The organism is Lysinibacillus sp. FSL K6-0075 (assembly GCF_038592945.1).
GTDB lineage: Bacteria > Bacillota > Bacilli > Bacillales_A > Planococcaceae > Lysinibacillus > Lysinibacillus fusiformis_F.
The window spans coordinates 2,272,749-2,289,303 of sequence record NZ_CP151947.1; the positions used below are offsets into that span (position 1 = coordinate 2,272,749).

The window sequence follows — 16,555 nt, forward strand, 5'->3', positions numbered from 1 at the left end:
AGCTAACCAACGTTTGATAAAATGCATTACCAAGTAACTTCTTAGAAGAAACTTAGGTAATGCATTTTGTGGGTATGTCTATTTAGTAAACAATCGTATGTAGTTGTTAATATCTTTTTCTGAAAAGGACTGTTGTAAAATAATATTCACCTCACTTCAAATCGTGGTTATCTTTTTTTAACTGTAACAAGAAATCTTCTTTCGTGTTAGTACTTTGTACATCTTTCATATAGAACAAAATGGAGTTGCTATCAGCAGGTTCCCGCATGTCTTCGACGACCACATAGGTAATGGGAGCGCCACTTTGTTTTATTAAATTTTGCAATTCAAAGAAACGGTCCAATTCATTTTTTTCAAAGGTAGCCTTTTCAATTGGAGCAGCAGTATATAAATAAAGAGCATGCTTTTTCGTTTCATCCGAAAAGAGTATTCTGATCTCCTTATTAGTATAATCTGGACCTTGAAACCCGAGGTCTTCAATAGCTGGAATCACTTTATTCAATTTGTGCAATGCTTTATCCGCTTCCAAGGCCCTTGCATGATTATCTGTTATCGTATCTGAATAAGGATTTAGTATGATTTTGAATTCTAAATGTTGATGATTTTTTGGAAAGACAACGTATTCATAATCAGAACCAATCCCTGTTCTATATAATTGTTTAATCTCTACATCATAGCCATATGTATCTTCTGCATACTTTTTAACCTTGCATTTTTCAGAAAAGTCACTAAAATATAACGCGATACTTGCGATCAATAATACAGAAACCCCAAGTATAGTTAAAAGAACTTTTATAAAGGTATTCATTCTTTCACTCCGTGCTTTAATCATATTTATTGTAGTTTAACAATATATTTTTGATTTTATCAAAATATCTTGGAAGTAAAAATGGGTCTTTAAGCCTGATGAATTATTTGTATAAGGATGCCTATGCTTTTAAATTATCTAGTTAAACATAAAAACCTAAAAGTTATATTTGAATATTTGGTTTTAATAAAGTATCACACAAAATTATAAAAAAACATTGATATCACTAAGTGTTTTTATAACACAATGAAATTTAATGTGTGGAAATTCTAATTTGCTAAAAATATATACGTCTATATAATTAGTGTTATTGAGGTGAGGAAATGAAAAAACGATTCGTAGTAAAACAAATTGAAATACATGAATATATATTGAATAAAATGGTAACTTCAATGAAGACTTTTATTTGTTTTATTGATTATAAAACTGGAATAGCAATACCACATCCAATAACAAGTTTTTTAGAATCTAAATTTACAAATTCAACTAAGTCATTAAATACAGTAAAAAAATATGCTTAAACCCCAAGTTATTTTTTTCATAAAAACTACATCTGTTTAGGGCTAGGAGGATATAAATTGTTTGAGAAATTCAGAAAGAAAAAACAAGAAGATGAGCTACCAGAAGTAATAGAAGTAGATGAAATAAAGCTTAGTGATGAAGAAATTGAAGATTTAAAATGCAAAGCTAAAGCTATGGATGAAGAAAAAATTCAAAACTTTAGTAAGCATTATTCAGAAGATGGACTTTGGAAGAAGATAAAGAAATACTCTAAAAAAGTCGGTTCATCTTCAGTATATGCCATACTACTTCTTTATTTTGTCTTACAAAAGGAAGAGGTACCTATGAAAAATAAATTGATTATATATGGAGCATTAGGCTACTTTATTTTACCTACTGACTTAATTCCAGATATAGCACCGGGAGTAGGGTATACTGATGACATAGGAGTACTACTTGCAGCTTTATGGCAAGTATCAATATATATTGATACTGATGTTAAAAATCAAGCCAAAGAAAAACTCAAAGATTGGTTTGGCGATGATATAGATACCTCAGATGTAGATGATAAATTAGTTTAGGCAATATAGTAGGAACGTCAATCCAAAAGGATTCCACAAACGGGCGCATTTCTTTAATAAGAAATGTGTCTTTTTCAGTTTAAGGGCCATATTGTTGAATATCAGCAGTAAATAACTTCCCCCTCCAATCTACGTAACAATAAGATAAAAAATAATTTAATCCTCACTATATGAATTTACTAAAAAGCTTTTAAATTTATACATCTTTCTGAGCTTAATAGTTACTACGTTTCTACAAATGGAGCGAAATGATCTTCAAGTATGAAACTCTTTAGATATTAATCAGATTTAATTAGGTAGGAGGTACTTAATAAAAAGTAACTTGAAACTGAAATTATCCTAGTAGAATATATAAGTTCAATAAAGCTAAAATACACTAAAGCCCACTTAAATTATTAAGTGGGCTTTTAAAGCTTATAAAGCGATTTGAAATATATTATATAGCGTTTGCGATTAACAATAAATCATTACAAACTCCCAGTAATTGAAAAACTTCTAGCTAAAGTACTTGGTCCTCCTAAATAACCAAGACCTTCGTTAGGATGAGCAAAAATCTGGCGATTACTTACCCCATTATTTAATGTTAGATAAAGCTCATGTGATGGAGCTCTGTCATGCTTACCTTCAAAGCTATAAGTACCATTACTATTAGTAACAACTCTCATGAGAATATCTATCTCATGTCCGGATATTGGTATATAGGGATTTCCGACTTTATGATAATAAGTATAGTCAGCTTTTGTATAAGTATGTGTATTTTTTACTCCATACATTAATTCATCTGATGCTGTTTTTGAAGAAATAAGTTTTTTGTTATCGTCATACGCAGTTGTCTTACCTACATTCTTACTAAAATCATGCGTTGAATCATAAGAGAAAACTGTTTTGCCCCACATTTTTGTTCGGTATTTTTCCGAATCAAAACTGAAAGTCCTATTATCTCCTCCGAAGAATGCAATTCCATTTAACGGAATAGGATCTTCAATATAATCCATTGGAAGGAATGTTTTATAAACCCATGAGAAACTTGTAGTAGGTGTTGCTAGCGGTTGAATTGGCAATGAAGGAGGAGTTGTATCTACAATTCTAATTATGCTAACTGGTCTGCTTTGACTCATTTGTTCAATTTCTTTATCACTAAGATCAAGAAGCTCATTGTCTGATAGAAAATTCTTTGTTTCTACCTTTTCACTATCGGAAAGAGGAATTGAGAATTCAATTTCATATGTGTATGTAGAATTCTTAACTATGTTTACGTCTGTATAATTACTATCACTTATAGTAGCTATTAATTCTTGATTCCTGAAAACACGGTATTCTTCAACTCCAGGGATATCATTCCAGTCTAGATTAACCCCTTCACTTGATGCAATGCTGGTAATAGAAGTATCAATTTCGGTTGAGGATGCTAGAGTTCTCATATTTAGTTTATTTGTATTTTTAAGAGTAGTTGTAATAATATGTTGGCTGTTGGTGATGTTGCCGTCATTATAAGCAACTATATAAAAACTAACTAAACTATTCGACTCTAAATCAACTAATTTATAACTATTCTGGTCTCCGTTATAAATAATATCACCTTTATTATCGATAATTTTAAATAAATCCCCTTTAAAATTCCATTGTACGTCTATAGAGTTGAAATCTGGTGTTACACTAACTGATGGAATGGTTTTATCGGACGCACTTGCTTCCATTATATCTGAAAAGCTAAAAAACATTACAAAAGTTAGTAACAAAGTAAGAGTTAATGGTAATTTCATGCAATTTTTCCTTTTAATAAATTTTTAAACTCAAATATATACTATCATATATAAAATAGAAAAACTTGATTTTTTAATAATTAAATTTTATGATATAATAAATTTATTGGAAAAATATCATAAAATTACTTAAATATTATTAAGTAGAATTGGAGTAAATATGAAAAACAAAACACTGCAGTCATCATTTCATAGACCTTATATTAAATTCCTTTCTGCAATTTTCACAGCTATCACAATACCAATATTTTTGGGAGTATTTAAATACTTTTCAGCAGGTGAAGGAAGAACCAATGAATTTTATTCTAATTTTGGTTATGAATTTACAATAACGTTGATTATTAATCTAACATTTCTTTTCATCATCATTTTTCCTTTGTCTATACTGATTGATGGATTAATTATAATGAAGGTTAAAAATAAAAAAACGTTTATATTTCCATCATATGTTATTTCTTATGTTCTCATAGGAATAATAAGCGGATCAATATACTCGTATTTTATTTCAAGCTTTAATCCTATTAGTTCGATATTATATGGCCTTGAATTAACATTTTTATTTGTTATATATCAATTTACTTTTAATTGGATAATCAACAAAATTAAAATAATTTTATCTAAAAACGCCCAGAGTTAAATCTGAGCGTTTTTTTAGATTAATGTTGAGAATTTATGTTAATACCCTTGTTAAAAAGGTGAGAAAGATTGAGGTATCTTATAAGTGATTTAGTTCTTCTAATAATACCTTTTCCATTCATGATTCCAATCACCTTATTTTCTTCGTCAGTTATTTCACCAGTAAAAGCACAAGCTGATTGATTTTAAAACATGCGAAATATAACTCGTTCATCCTTGACAAAAAATTTGGGGCATTTTCTACAATCCCTAGTTTTTACGAAGTTCCATTGGATGACTAATACTGCCAAGTTAATTTACCTTTCTTATAAGTCTTGTAAGGGGGCTACAACTTCGTATTCTATTTGTGGGTTGGTATTTAATCATAAAAGAAATATAAAAAACTGGAACAATCATGAAGGAACTGAAAAAATTATTTGGATAGACAATAATACAGTGGTAATAAACGGTCATACGTTAGATGTGTCAAATGATAAATTTAATTTTAGAAAACAATGATACTCGCCCTTTTCTTCAACAATCGGGCGCTTTCCTGGAAACAAGGAAAGTGCCTTTTTGATTAACTTGAGTTCGGAACTATAAATGTTTTTTTAGTTTGTTGAATATCCTTGTATGGAAAAATCTTTCATTGAACATAATAGAATCTAGAATTAATAGATTTATAGGTGGGAGAGTGAAAGACACATGTTATTATCCGAAGCATGGAAAAGGTATCAACAGGATAAAAAAATCGAGGGATATTCATCGCTTACATTAAAAACATATTGTTTTCAATACAATCTATTATTGCGATTTTTTGGTGATATTGATATGAACGAATTTAATACAGATAGATTAAAAGAATATTTAATACGATCAGGAGACCACTTAAAGCCATCTAGTTTAGGACATAGGGTTCGTTGTGTTAAATTACTCTTTAGATGGTCACATGAAGAAGGTTATATCCTAAAAAATCCTGCAGCTAAATTAAAAGAACCAAAATTAGGTAAAAGGATTCCTAAATTTCTCTCAGAATTAGAGATAGAACATCTAAGGGAAGCTTGTCAAACAACGATGGAGAAAGCACTATTTGAGTTTATGTATTCACCCGGATGCCGAATTGGTGAAGTTGTAAAATTAAATCGAGAAGATATCGATTTTCAATCGAATTCAGTAATTGTACAAGGGAAAGGTGATAAAGAAAGGGAAGTGTACTTTAATACCCGCTGTTCTATTTGGTTAAAAAGGTATTTAGATGAACGAGAGGATAAGGAACCTTGTTTGTTTATTACGGACAGAAGGCCGAAAAGACGAATGAGCATTGATAATTTAAGATATATTATCAAGCGCATATCAAATCGTGCTAGTATAAAAAAGAGTATACATCCGCATCAATTACGACACAGCTATGCAACGCATATGATTAATAACGGTGCACCAATTGATGTCATTCAAAGTTTACTGGGTCATGAAAAGAGTGAGACTACAAAGATATACGCTCAACTAAGCGGAAAGCTAAGATAGGATTCATACAGTAAATACTTTTAAAGAACTTTCATTCAATTAAGACACTCATGTAGAAATGGGTGTTTTTTTTATTATAGGGCCAGATTGTTGAATAACAACTTTTTATGAAAGATTACCAAACGACGCTTTGGAGACTATGTACATCAACTAGTAAAGGAATCAGTTAAAGGTTTCATATTTTTTGTCTTTCTATATAATAGAAAATACAATTCGTTTCTTAGTCCAATAAGGAGAGGGTGTTTAAATGTTGGAGAGTGAAAGATTAATTTTAGTAACACATAGGCAATTAACGCTGAAAAAAGTTGGCTAAATACCGCATTTTTAGTCGTTCCAAATAGCACTGGCACATTTAAATTTTGTTTAATCCAGCGAAAGAATGACTCAATCGCCCAGCGTTCCTTGTACATGTCGGCGATTTCTTCGGCCGTTACATCACGAAGATTTGTGACAACGCGTACAATCGCACCTTCGTAATCGATGAACTTGACAACACGGTGGCGTTCCGTTGTTTGCTTTTGAGCAGTACCGAGTGTACAAGTGAAATCACCAACGATATTTGACCCTTCAACGGCTGCTCTTTTTAACGATTTTTTGCGATTTAATTGAATATTATCCTTTAAACGAATGACGAAATCTTGTTTTGTTGTCGCATAACGATCGACTTTATCAATGGAAAAATAAGCACGGTCCGCTACTAAAATAAATCGCTTATCTTCCAGCTCGACACCAATAGGACCATCGTTTCAACGATTTGAAGGGGTATTCCTGTTTGATTGGTGAAGCTGATATGTAGTTTAATACCTGAACGTTCACCGTGATACAGCGCCCAAGGTAAACGATTTTTCCCGACAGTAATCGTTGTTGAATCAATCGCCAGTAGCTCTTTTTTTAGTTTAAGTGAGCGTCTCGCAGCTCGGTTTAATCGGCTGACAATCAGCTCAAAAATACGTTTGACGATGAGATAATTTAGTTCGCCTAAACGTTTTGAAAATGTGGAATAATCCACTGATTTCAAGCCTTGCCCTGGTGCAACATCCGCAGCGTAACGTAAACTTTTCCATTCAAATGTAGCAGCGCCAACCAAGTAGTTTAAAAGCGTTGGTACATCACATTTACGAGCCGTATCTTCAAACTGAAGATCAGCTAGAATCCCATTGATTTCTTCTTGTGAAATAAAGTTTTGAAGTAGTGTGAAAATCGTGGTATTCTTAGCCATGAGAGATTCCTCCTCGTAAAAGTTTGTGTGGTAACTTACATTTTACATGGAATCTCTCTTTTTTATTAGATTTTAATGGTAAAAACTAGTTAATCAACAGACGTGTTTTACTTTGAAACTTTTCTTGTAGGGCTTCTTTCTTTCCAAGTAAGCTTGAACCTGACTTTCGCCTTTTGCTACATCCAGACCGATGACTGGATTCATTATAATTCCTCCTTCAAAATGATAATTGCCGGTAACCCCTAAATCCTCTTTGTAGTGTCATAGCTTCGCTTGTTATACGAGATCATTGTCCCAACCAGCCTCAAACATGTTTCTACAAGTAGGGGGCGAACAGTTTTGCGGACGGGGTCTTAGCCCCACGGGCGCGAACGTTCTACCCCGGCTACCGTTATCATATACGATCGGGCGCGATTGTGGAGCAACACAGGTAGAAAATAATCAAACTTTTTTATAAAAAACTAACTTAATACTGCTAAAGAAGAATCCCTTTTGATCAATCTTTTTTCAAAAGGGATTCTTCTTATTTAACATAAAATAAGGGTTTGCGAGGTATTATTGCTCAAACTTTATTACAAAGCAACAGATTTTGTAGCTTTGCAATAAAGTTTGATTATTTATAATAAAGATAAAGCAGCCGAATATATTTATAAGGTTCAACCTCGAAAATCTGATGAAATGATTGTTGTTTTTATTGATGTGATAAATCGCCCATTGCATACTTCTAGAATGAATCCTTCGATTTCAGAAGATGTCAGAAATGTTTTGAAAGATGGTATCGAATCCCGTCTTTACAAGTTTTAAATCTGATTTGAGGCTTTACTTGCTGTGTTTGTAACATACTTTCACTTATACACCAGCAACGATTAAGCCAAATTTTGATGTTACCTTTCTATTAGCCAAGTTAGATCTTTATAGTAATAATAATTAATTTTGCTTTTTCATTTTCATTTTTGAATAATAATCTACATCTCTAACTCATCATTAAAACAAGTATATTCGGTAAAATCCCAGTAAGCCCATATTTTGTACACCCTCATTTAATATAAAGGCGTGGTTTTAGAAATCATTTGGTTGAATTCCTCTTCATGATTTTACAATCCTATTCATCAATTTTTTATCCGATACCTCTTAATGTTTTAATATAGGGTATATTTAACTTTTTTCTTATATTTTTTATATGGGCATCAATCTTCCGTGTTTCTCCTGAATATTCATAATCCCAAACCCTTTGTATAATGGTATTTCTAGTAAGAACCTTTTTCTCGTTACGAAGTAGTAGCTGTAAAATTTTAAATTCTTGTGTGGTTAACTGTATTTCCTCTTTATTTACATAAACTTTAATTCTTTTACAATCAACTTGAAGTTGATCAAAATACAAATAATTTTCGAAATTTGTATTATTGCTTCTTCTAAGTATTGCTTGTACTCGTCTAATCAACATATGAAATGGAAATGGCTTGTTATATAATCGTTAATCCCAAGATCAAAGTCTTTTGTTTTACCTAGTTCTACTTCTAAAGCAGTTAGTATATAATGGGTATATTAAATTGACTGCGAAACATTTTGACCACATCAAACCTTTTGGGCATTTTTATATCGAGGAGAATCAAATCATAGTATTGGGATTTTAGTCTCTTTATTCCCTCGTCTGCATCAGATACTATTTCTACATAATATTTTTGTGTCATCAAAAACTGCTTAATTAATTCTTGAATTTTTAAATCGTCTACTACTACAAAAATTTTATAGTTCATTTGATATCCGCCTAGTTTGACATTATAACCACGCTATCTGTAGTTTATGTGGAGAAACCTAGATTTTCTACAAAATTACTCATTTAAAATAGGTGGTAGTGGTTTTAAGAATGATTCAATGTCCCGGATCAATTGAAAAAGGTACTTTTGCAATAGAGAGACAAAAGTACCAAAACGCTATATTTAGGGTTTTAAAACCACTTTAATACAGTCTTCCTGTTTTGTATCGAATATTTCATAACCATGTTTTGCTTTTTCAAGAGGGAGGACGTGTGTAATGATATCACCTGCGTTCACTTTACCATCTGCGATTAAGTTATAGACATGAGGCATGATATGAACAACTGGAGCTTGTCCAGTACGAATCGCTACATTGCGTTGGAATATATCTCCAAGTGGGAAGGCGTTGTATCGACCGCCGTATACACCGGTAATTTGGATTGTTCCTCCTTTACGTACAGCTTGACTGGCTGTGACAAGGGCTCCCATAGCACCACCTTGAAGTTTTACCCCACTTGCAAGAAATTCTAGAGGCGTCATTTTTCCGCTCATCCCTACACAATCAATGACAACGTCTGCACCACCCTTGGTAATCTCTTTCAGGTATTCACCACAATTTTCATGGTCTTCAAAATTAACGATTTCCACGTTATTTGTCTTCTTTGCATGTTTAAGACGATACCCGATGTAGTCAACTGCGATTACTCTTTCTGCTCCTTTTAACCAAGCAAATTTTTGTGCTAGCAGTCCAACAGGTCCGCAACCAAGAATAATAACAGTATCTCCTTTCTTTACACCAGCATTATCTACACTCCAAAAAGCAGTAGATGCGGCATCGGCAAGGAGAACAAGACTTTCATCAGGAACTTCTGATTTCTCTGGAATTTTGAAAGGAATAAAATTGCCATAGGGCACTCGCATAAACTCTGCCTGTCCTCCCGGAAAACCGCCCGTTGTGTCTGAATAACCAAAGTAGGCACCCATTTCGCCATTATCGTTTGCATTATCACATTGACTTTCCAGATCATGATTGCAGTACCAGCATTCCCCGCATGCAATATTAAAAGGAATGACAATCCTGTCACCCTTTTTAACCTTCGTCACATCTTTTCCAACTTCTTCTACAATACCCATTGGTTCGTGACCAATGACATAATCTTGTCCAAGATTAGGAATCATACCATGAATCAAATGCAAGTCTGACCCGCAAATGGCAGTAGTGGTTAAACGAACAATAATATCATCGGCTTTTTTTATTTTAGGGTCTTGTACTTCTTTAACCTCAACATTTTTTACACCTTGAAAAGTGACAGCTTTCATTTAAAAAATCCCTCATTTTCGTTTATTTTTTCGGTGGGGTAGGGAACATTCCTTTTCGATTCATATCTTTAGGGAATAAATCCAACTGGGCAATACTAATCGCATTTTCTGCTGATTTAATATCCAGTTCCTTTTGTCCTGCAAGATCATAAGGTTTTAGCCATTCTTTTTTTACCATTAGTTCAGAAATTTCGAAATATAAATCGACCATGACATCCAGCTGAGTTCTCAAGATTTTCTGAAGAGCAGGAGAAGCTGTTTCTGTTAAGGCAATTGAAAGATTCCGAATACCCGTTTTGGTTGTAAGTAAAAACTCAAGAGCAATCCCCGAATCAGTTAGTTCGGGCATTCCAACTGAATTTATAGGATCTAAATAGTCTTGCATACAATTGTCCTCCTAATATTCCAATTCCGATTTTGAGTAGAGCTTAACCATAGCAGTGAGTGCCGGGGTAGATAATTTTACATTTTTGTCCAATAACGCTCTTAAATCATCATCAAAGACCACACCTTGACTCAGCTTCGATTTAAGTAAACTAGTTGTCATAAAGTTAATGACTTCATGAAATTCCATGGTTTCATGAAGTGCTAATTTTTTCTCAAACACGTAATTCGCACCTCCATAATTTTCTTTAAAAAGTCTTCCCTGTAGCAAGTCTATTTATACAAAACGTCTTAGATTGGGTTAAATTGTCTTTCTAAAACTATATTGATTGCTAGAAAATAAATGGCGGTTTGGTTGAAATAACTGTATGAAAAGCAAATAGAACTTTGATTTAAAATTGAATTTCCTCCATTATTTTCATTCTACACATCTTCATAAATGGGCAATTTAATGGAAGAAGGGAGCAACACTTTTCTAGAAGATTAATGTGAATTGGATATAAAAAAGGACACTCAATGTCTATAGCTGTGAGGTCCTTATTTTTTAGGTCATTTCATTGGTTTTTTCAATATCTTCTACTTTGATAAACTTCAAGACAACAAACAGGAGAATGAAGCCCAATACACCTGCCGTAATATAACTGGCATTGAGATAGTTTTTCATGACAAGTGACATAATAGGAGGGCCGGCTGCAACGCCTATAAATCGTGCTGAGCTGTAAAAAGAGGATACTGTTCCTCTTAACTCTTTTCTAATATTGTCAGTAATAATTGTGTCAAGTGCAGGCAATAATGCACCGATAGCAATTCCCACTATACTCGTTACGACTAATAAAAGAATGAGTTTTTTGCTTATAATCCCAACGAAGACAATACTGACAGACATTGCAATCAAGGAGGCAATGATTATTTTTTTTATCCTTCCCAGGTTTCCTTTAATTTTCCGACCGGAAATAAATGAAGCTATACAAAGTAATAAAAGCGGGATGGCCAAGACAAATCCTTTTTTAATACCTTTTATATCATGAACTTTTTCGAGGTTTTCTGACAAGAAAAATAGCATACTAAATAATATGAGCATCACAAGGATCCCGTTAAGGAATATGGTATACAACCACTTTCCTTCCTCCTTGAAAACTTTTTTTGTATTACGCAAAAACTCTTTGAGCTTCAATGGTTCATCATCATCTTTAGGGGCTTTAACGAAGAAAAAAATGAGCATAATCGAAATCAGACTAAGCGCTGAAATGGAAAAGAAGGGCAGAAACCATAAAAAAGCAGCTAATAATGAACCTAATATGGGACTTAATACTTTTCCAAACGTGTTAGACGTTTCAATTATTCCTAATGTAGAACTTATTTTTTCGTCATCATCCTGATAAAGATCACCTACAAGAGGCAATACGATCGGCATGGCACCAGCGGCCCCTATCCCCTGGATAATTCTTCCGGAAATAATGATTGCGTACGGATCATTCATTTTCCATGAAGCAAATCCAGCAATCAGACCACCGATTAAAGCTAAAATTAAGCTCGGTAATATTACTATTTTTCTGCCTAAGCGGTCCGATAAATAGCCAGCTACTGGGATAAGAAAAATGGCTGCGACTGAATAACTTGTTATGATCATGCTAGATTGAAATGATGTGATTCCGACCTTATCTTTCAGTATTGGGAGCACGGGAATAAGCATCGAATTTCCCAGTGTCATGATGAGTGGAATAGAAGTCAAACTTACAATACACCAGACACTTACATTTAGCCTCTCTTTGTCCATTACCACACCTCAACTAATATTCTTTTAAAGGTATGGTTTCCTTTCATGTACATTTTATTCGCTGTTGTTGAGTTTATTGGAATAACACTTGGTAAGCCTGTTTGCCAAAATAGATTCCGAAACCAATCATTAATATGGCCGAGATAAAAGAGACTGTTTTCAAAAGCATAGTAGATAATAATTTTCGAGCGACACTGGATAAAAAGGCGTAAATAAAATCCACTAAAATAATGCCAATCAAAATGGCGATACTTACTAAAATGATTTCATATCCTGTAGAAATACCAGCTGTTTTTGCAAGTATGGAGCCGTATATTCCCAGCCAGAAAAGGATTGTTAGCGGATTCAAAAAAGACATGAAAAATCCAGTCATGAGGGATTGTCTCAGTCGTGTTCTTTTACTGGTTTTCGAATCCATTTCAATTTTATGTAGCGAAAGTAAATTTTCTATACCGGTGTACAAAAGAACAAAGCAGCCGAAAGACCAAAGTATTGTTTTCAACCAGCTGGAATTGATAAATTGGCCAATTCCAAAATATACGATAAACATATAAATAATGTCGGTCGCTATGGCACCCAGACTAAAAAACCATGCATGAAAAAAGCCATTTTTTAAACCTGTATTTAATAGGACAGTCTTAACAGGTCCAATTGTTGCAGCCATTGATATACCTAAAAAGATAAAGGTAAATATAGAATTCATAAAATAGCCTCCAATAATCAAATGTACTTGCATTTTATTCGAAGGCTATAACATTTAGGACAATTTAAAAGTGCAATTCTAATAGGATTGTAGGAATTGTATTTTCTGTTTTAGAGGTGTTTTCAGTGTCTGCATTTTTCATGTTTAATTAGAATAAATACTACTTGTATAAATATATAGTTGCAATTTTAACTAAGTATTAGTCCTGGAAAAAATGATAAGTAGGGGAATGATAAACGAAATTTAAAAATAGAAACATATGGATAGATAATATCATTTATACGTACGCTAGCTGATTATATTATTTAGGAGGATGAGGAAATTTTCAATCATTTATCTGCCTATAATGGCATATTAGACTAGCTTAGCTCCAATGTAACATGTAAATATTGTTATCAACCTTAGCTACTGGCTGCCGTGCTCCCTGAATCGTTTCAATCATCCAACGATAATTCTCAATCCACTGTAACAATTTCTCTTTCGAAACTGTTGTTAGCCCTTTTAACATAGGTTTGCCCTCCTAAGTTGTAGTATAATGCTAATGACTAAGCCATAATTCAAAGGGCATAAATCAATTCGAGCTGTAGCGTCTGCAAACGCTGCGGCTTTTTAGTTTAATTTAGATATTTACCTTGTTTTGGTAGTGCAATTTGTTCAAAGTTATCAACAAGTTTTCTAAGATTCCTTATCAATTCTTCGCCTTTCATTGGTAATCCATGACCAGTGATAGCAATAGAAGGTTTTAATGCTTCTAATTTTTCGACAGAGTCCTGAGCAGCATCCCAATTCGTTGTTAGATATCTAGGTGGACCACTGATTTCTTTTGTTTGTGTAACTACTTTATAAAGAGATTCTTGTTTGACAGTAACAAATGCATCTCCCGCAATAAGTACTCGATCCTTTTTACGGAATAATGAAATATGTCCTGGCGAGTGCCCAGGAGTGTGGATCCATCGAAAACCTGGCATAAATGGGATACTTCCATCTGACGGAATTGCTTTGATGTTCGCTCCTAGATTAATTGCTTTGTTTGGAAAAATAGGCGACATTTTCGCAACAAGACCATCACTTACAGATGGATCAGGTTCTGGATAGTTTAGTTGTCCAGTTAAATAGGGCATTTCCAAAGTATGCGCATAGACGGAGACATTCCAACGTTCAACTAATTCAATAATTCCTCCTACATGATCAAAATGACCATGAGTTAGAATTATCGCTTTTGGCCGAGCATTCGGTCCAAAACGTTCTTCAACAACTGAAATTATTTTCTCAGCACATTTTGGCATCCCTGCATCAATTAACACAAATTCTTTAGTATCTGGGTCGCCATAAAGAACAATATTTACAATTTGAATAGTATATTGATATAAATCAGGTACAACTTCTATACCTATACCACTTCCAATAGAAGTTGCAGGGATAAATATATAGTCTTCACCATAATTCAATTCCTTGCTCATATTATCTCCTCTACTTTCTATAATTAAATCGTTGTTGTGCTTTATGCATATCATTACTGATATGTGTTTATTTATGGGAGACCTACAACCATTAGATTATGGCATAATTATTACTTCTTTTCTTTTTGTTGTTCTTTCTTTTGCTCTTTTTCTTCTTTTATTTCTTCAAATTTTTAGGGGTAAACTCAATAGCAATCTCTTCTTGCGCGAACTCATTCTTTTTCTCTTTTTTCAAAATACTCACCTCCAATAAGCTTTAAAGTATCCTTATTGGAATGAACTATACCTTTAAACCCTCACTAATATAAATTAGATGTATAAAAACTTAATAAAAAGCCAAAATAAATATTCGTAGGGATCAACTACTTAGGAGTTGCAGAGATTTCACTCGCTGTGGCTTTTTTATTAAATGCCTACCTTGGTCAGTTTTGGATACATATTATAATCCTAGGAATTGTTACTCCTAACATTCACTTAATTACTTGATCACTTTCTGAAAAAGAAGGTGGTCCTTTTAATTTTTATTATAACCTCAACCTTATATACTTTTATAAAAAGTGAATGATAATTATTATTTCACCCATACTAACCATGCTTTAGCCATAAAAAAGAAAAGGATGTGTTAGTATGGGTATTCTTGGTGGAAATCCAAAAGATGAACCGTTACATTACGGTGAAGTATTTGCTGTTTGGTCAAGCTTAATTGCTGACTATGGTATGATTTCAGGCTATCAAACATTTTATAATCACGCTGGTGATGAAGATCTAAAAAAAATTATTGAAGATATCATCGAACTTTGTAGGGACGAAGTAAAACAATTAGAAAAAATCCTTAAAACAAATGGAATCGCTTTACCCCCTGCGTCGCCTGAACGACCTGTAGCTAGAATGGAGGATATTCCTGCTGGAGCTAAATTTAATGATCCTGAGATAAGTGCTGCTCTTTCTGCGGACCTAGCTGCAGGATTAGTAGGGTGTAGCCAAGCAATGGGGACATCTATTCGGGAAGATATCGCGTTAATGTATGGTCAATTCCATGCCTCAAAAGCTCTAATCGGGGGTAAATTATTGCGACTTAACAAAAACAAAGGATGGTTAGTTCCACCACCATTACATGTTAATTATCCTGAAAAATAAAGCAAATTTCCCCGAATCGAGGAATGTAAATGTATTATTATAAAGAAGAATTAATTAACATCATTAAACCTGACAAACCGGATCCACAAGCAGCACGTGTCATGCAAGAAATACTAGGTGGCCATTATGGTGAAATGAGAACCATGATGCAATATTTTTTCCAAAGTTCTAATTTCAGGGGCAAAGAAACACAATATCGTGATTTACTTCGTGGCGTTTTCTTAGAAGAGATTGCTCACGTAGAGCTCGTACAAAACACAATTAACCAATTACTAAATGATTCTGGTGAATCTTCTGCACCAGGAAATAACGGTATGGACCAAGCTCCTTTAGACGAGGCCGTTAGACATGCAAACCCACACCATTATATTGTGGGAGCACAATCATCTTTACCTGTCGACGCTGCAGGTAACCCTTGGAATGGCTCTTGGGTGTATGCACACGGAAACCTCATCGCAGATTTATTAGATAACTTAGTTCTTGAGTCAACTGGTGTACTTCAAAAAACACGTATATATGAAATGAGTTCTAATCAGACATTTAGGGAAACACTTGCTTTTCTAATAGTTCGTGACAATGCTCATCAAAACGCTTTTGCCAAAGCATTGGAAACTTTAGGAGTAGATTGGGGAAAACTATTCCCTGTTCCGAACTACGATATCAATAAATATCCTGAATGTAGGAAGTTCGTTGAAATGGGCTATCATAATGCTCAGTTTAACTTTAGATTAGATCCAACTCGTATCGGTGAAATCTTCCAAGGACAAACTCCTAGTAGAAATGGTAGAGAACTAAATGTGACACCACCGCCTGAAGGATTCTCTGTACCAGTTATGCCAGAGATGCCAAATGAACACAGCCCTGGCCTTAAAGATATGAATAATTAATTAACATATTTTAAGCTGTAGCGTGCGACGACGTTGCAGCTTTTTTCAATGTATAAATTATAAATTCTACACAAAAGGATAGTTATTATGCTTTGGTTTTTATAACCAGAGTCAGTCAT

Annotated in this window: 16 protein-coding genes and 1 pseudogene; 5 read left to right on the forward strand and 12 right to left on the reverse strand. The window is 33.6% G+C overall.

Annotated features, from left to right (window positions below; all coding sequences use genetic code 11):
- Positions 1-151: 151 nt before the first annotated feature.
- Entirely contained in the window at positions 152-808 is a 657-nt protein-coding gene (locus MHB65_RS11095; RefSeq protein WP_342443502.1) for a hypothetical protein, read from the reverse strand.
- 578 nt (positions 809-1,386) lie between these two features.
- Here MHB65_RS11095 and MHB65_RS11100 point away from each other — a divergent pair.
- Positions 1,387-1,890, forward strand: a complete 504-nt coding sequence (locus tag MHB65_RS11100) for a YkvA family protein (protein ID WP_342443503.1) — start codon at positions 1,387-1,389, stop codon at positions 1,888-1,890.
- A gap of 467 nt (positions 1,891-2,357) precedes the next feature.
- On the opposite strand, the gene MHB65_RS11105 is transcribed toward MHB65_RS11100, so the two are convergent.
- A complete protein-coding gene (locus MHB65_RS11105; protein WP_342443504.1) occupies positions 2,358-3,653 on the reverse strand; it encodes a hypothetical protein in 1,296 nt (431 codons plus the stop codon).
- A gap of 909 nt (positions 3,654-4,562) precedes the next feature.
- Between MHB65_RS11105 and MHB65_RS11110 the strand changes: the two genes are divergently transcribed.
- Positions 4,563-4,787, forward strand: a complete 225-nt coding sequence (locus MHB65_RS11110) for a DUF5412 family protein (protein WP_342443505.1) — start codon at positions 4,563-4,565, stop codon at positions 4,785-4,787.
- A 186-nt stretch (positions 4,788-4,973) separates the two neighbouring features.
- Complete coding sequence (locus MHB65_RS11115) at positions 4,974-5,792, forward strand: tyrosine-type recombinase/integrase (protein ID WP_342443506.1); 819 nt, start codon at positions 4,974-4,976, stop codon at positions 5,790-5,792.
- A 146-nt stretch (positions 5,793-5,938) separates the two neighbouring features.
- On the opposite strand, the gene MHB65_RS11120 is transcribed toward MHB65_RS11115, so the two are convergent.
- The 10 genes and pseudogenes from MHB65_RS11120 to MHB65_RS11165 all read right to left on the reverse strand — a co-directional run bounded on the left by MHB65_RS11120 (position 5,939) and on the right by MHB65_RS11165 (position 14,412).
- The gene (locus MHB65_RS11120; RefSeq protein ID WP_342443726.1) at positions 5,939-6,526 is read right to left on the reverse strand and encodes an IS4 family transposase; all 588 of its coding nucleotides are present in this window, start codon (positions 6,524-6,526) and stop codon (positions 5,939-5,941) included.
- Positions 6,490-7,011: a hypothetical protein gene (locus MHB65_RS11125; protein ID WP_342443507.1), complete on the reverse strand. Its 522-nt coding sequence runs from the start codon at positions 7,009-7,011 to the stop codon at positions 6,490-6,492. The genes MHB65_RS11120 and MHB65_RS11125 overlap by 37 nt, the downstream gene beginning before the upstream one ends.
- A 1,117-nt stretch (positions 7,012-8,128) precedes the next feature.
- Positions 8,129-8,768 (reverse strand): annotated as a pseudogene (locus tag MHB65_RS11130) (response regulator transcription factor).
- A gap of 183 nt (positions 8,769-8,951) precedes the next feature.
- Positions 8,952-10,088 carry a zinc-dependent alcohol dehydrogenase gene (locus MHB65_RS11135; protein ID WP_342443508.1) on the reverse strand — a complete coding sequence of 379 codons (1,137 nt, stop codon included), beginning with the start codon at positions 10,086-10,088 and terminating at the stop codon, positions 8,952-8,954.
- A gap of 22 nt (positions 10,089-10,110) precedes the next feature.
- Positions 10,111-10,473: a spore coat protein gene (locus MHB65_RS11140; protein WP_048394572.1), complete on the reverse strand. Its 363-nt coding sequence runs from the start codon at positions 10,471-10,473 to the stop codon at positions 10,111-10,113.
- Positions 10,474-10,485: 12 nt separating this feature from the next.
- Positions 10,486-10,695: a hypothetical protein gene (locus MHB65_RS11145; protein WP_016993944.1), complete on the reverse strand. Its 210-nt coding sequence runs from the start codon at positions 10,693-10,695 to the stop codon at positions 10,486-10,488.
- A gap of 321 nt (positions 10,696-11,016) precedes the next feature.
- The gene (locus tag MHB65_RS11150; RefSeq protein WP_342443510.1) at positions 11,017-12,249 is read right to left on the reverse strand and encodes an MFS transporter; all 1,233 of its coding nucleotides are present in this window, start codon (positions 12,247-12,249) and stop codon (positions 11,017-11,019) included.
- A gap of 73 nt (positions 12,250-12,322) precedes the next feature.
- Positions 12,323-12,952 carry a LysE family transporter gene (locus MHB65_RS11155; protein WP_342443511.1) on the reverse strand — a complete coding sequence of 210 codons (630 nt, stop codon included), beginning with the start codon at positions 12,950-12,952 and terminating at the stop codon, positions 12,323-12,325.
- Between the two features lie 364 nt (positions 12,953-13,316).
- Complete coding sequence (locus MHB65_RS11160; protein ID WP_342443512.1) at positions 13,317-13,460, reverse strand: hypothetical protein; 144 nt, start codon at positions 13,458-13,460, stop codon at positions 13,317-13,319.
- A gap of 106 nt (positions 13,461-13,566) precedes the next feature.
- Positions 13,567-14,412 carry an MBL fold metallo-hydrolase gene (locus MHB65_RS11165; RefSeq protein WP_342443513.1) on the reverse strand — a complete coding sequence of 282 codons (846 nt, stop codon included), beginning with the start codon at positions 14,410-14,412 and terminating at the stop codon, positions 13,567-13,569.
- Between the two features lie 627 nt (positions 14,413-15,039).
- On the opposite strand from MHB65_RS11165, the gene MHB65_RS11170 reads away from it, so the two are divergent.
- Entirely contained in the window at positions 15,040-15,549 is a 510-nt protein-coding gene (locus MHB65_RS11170; RefSeq protein WP_342443514.1) for a DUF3231 family protein, read from the forward strand.
- A gap of 29 nt (positions 15,550-15,578) precedes the next feature.
- Complete coding sequence (locus MHB65_RS11175) at positions 15,579-16,436, forward strand: manganese catalase family protein (protein ID WP_342443515.1); 858 nt, start codon at positions 15,579-15,581, stop codon at positions 16,434-16,436.
- Positions 16,437-16,555 lie beyond the last annotated feature (119 nt).

Bases quoted from the DNA above. Each gene is read 5' to 3' on its own strand.
- MHB65_RS11140 (WP_048394572.1), bottom strand. From the start codon at position 10,473: ATGCAAGACTATTTAGATCCTATAAATTCAGTTGGAATGCCCGAACTA.
- MHB65_RS11095 (WP_342443502.1), bottom strand. From the start codon at position 808: ATGAATACCTTTATAAAAGTTCTTTTAACTATACTTGGGGTTTCTGTA.
- MHB65_RS11175 (WP_342443515.1), top strand. From the start codon at position 15,579: ATGTATTATTATAAAGAAGAATTAATTAACATCATTAAACCTGACAAA.
- MHB65_RS11105 (WP_342443504.1), bottom strand. From the start codon at position 3,653: ATGAAATTACCATTAACTCTTACTTTGTTACTAACTTTTGTAATGTTT.
- MHB65_RS11125 (WP_342443507.1), bottom strand. From the start codon at position 7,011: ATGGCTAAGAATACCACGATTTTCACACTACTTCAAAACTTTATTTCA.
- MHB65_RS11115 (WP_342443506.1), top strand. From the start codon at position 4,974: ATGTTATTATCCGAAGCATGGAAAAGGTATCAACAGGATAAAAAAATC.
- MHB65_RS11150 (WP_342443510.1), bottom strand. From the start codon at position 12,249: ATGGACAAAGAGAGGCTAAATGTAAGTGTCTGGTGTATTGTAAGTTTG.
- MHB65_RS11110 (WP_342443505.1), top strand. From the start codon at position 4,563: ATGACTAATACTGCCAAGTTAATTTACCTTTCTTATAAGTCTTGTAAG.
- MHB65_RS11135 (WP_342443508.1), bottom strand. From the start codon at position 10,088: ATGAAAGCTGTCACTTTTCAAGGTGTAAAAAATGTTGAGGTTAAAGAA.
- MHB65_RS11155 (WP_342443511.1), bottom strand. From the start codon at position 12,952: ATGAATTCTATATTTACCTTTATCTTTTTAGGTATATCAATGGCTGCA.
- MHB65_RS11165 (WP_342443513.1), bottom strand. From the start codon at position 14,412: ATGAGCAAGGAATTGAATTATGGTGAAGACTATATATTTATCCCTGCA.
- MHB65_RS11170 (WP_342443514.1), top strand. From the start codon at position 15,040: ATGGGTATTCTTGGTGGAAATCCAAAAGATGAACCGTTACATTACGGT.
- MHB65_RS11160 (WP_342443512.1), bottom strand. From the start codon at position 13,460: ATGTTAAAAGGGCTAACAACAGTTTCGAAAGAGAAATTGTTACAGTGG.